This is a genomic window from Hufsiella arboris (genome assembly GCF_009834875.1).
GTDB lineage: Bacteria > Bacteroidota > Bacteroidia > Sphingobacteriales > Sphingobacteriaceae > Hufsiella_A > Hufsiella_A arboris.
Genome location: NZ_WVHT01000044.1, coordinates 1 through 751, shown reverse-complemented (window position 1 = coordinate 751; position 751 = coordinate 1). Strand labels below are relative to the sequence as shown.

The window sequence follows — 751 nt, the reverse complement described above, 5'->3', positions numbered from 1 at the left end:
GTTATAAGCCATTTTAAAACGACAATGAAACTAATAAACCTGACATTAATAATTATCATTTTTTCAACATCTTGCGGACAAACAGTTGACCAAAACGTATCATCAAATACTCTTGCCGACAGTTCGACAATCAAGCAAGACGCAGAAGAAGAGAACGAAGAACCCGACACTAGAGAATTGCGAAAAGAGTATATTTCCAATTACAGTAAAATTGAAAAGCTTGACACTTCTTTTACAGATAAGGAGGGTAAGCAAATTCACGTTCAGACAAAATATTATTGCCTATTTGACAACGCTATCTTTGTTCCAAAACAATATGTTTGGGAAGACACCACAAAAACTTTCACAACACATAATTATTCTCAAGACATAATAATTGTAATTGACAAAGACACCATCTTTAATAAAACTATCACCAAGGCTGACTTTGCTGACAACTTATACCCTGAGTTAAAAAATTATGCGGTATTAATGTTTCCAAATTTCAGTTACGACAAAGAGAAAAACGTATTTGATTTTGGTTACAGTTTGACCATTCCAATTACAGACGTTGGAGATGGATGGAGACTTATCATTGACAAAACAGGAAATATCTCTAAGACGGACAGATGAACAAAACGGCTTATAACAGCACATTTGCAATAGGCGGGGTTTCGTGCTCCGCAGACAGTTTTGTGGTTGCCGAAAGTTCAGTTCTCCGATTTAATATTTCTGCTAAAAAGCCCGCCCATCGCAAATTTGCGAACCGTTA

The 751-nt window shown here is 36.0% G+C and carries 1 protein-coding gene; it reads left to right on the top strand.

The features are described 5' to 3' along the window. A partial coding sequence (locus tag GS399_RS20575; protein ID WP_237488027.1) for a DUF4738 domain-containing protein occupies window positions 1-612 on the top strand: 612 nt, incomplete at its 5' end. Between the last annotated feature and the right edge of the window lie 139 nt (window positions 613-751).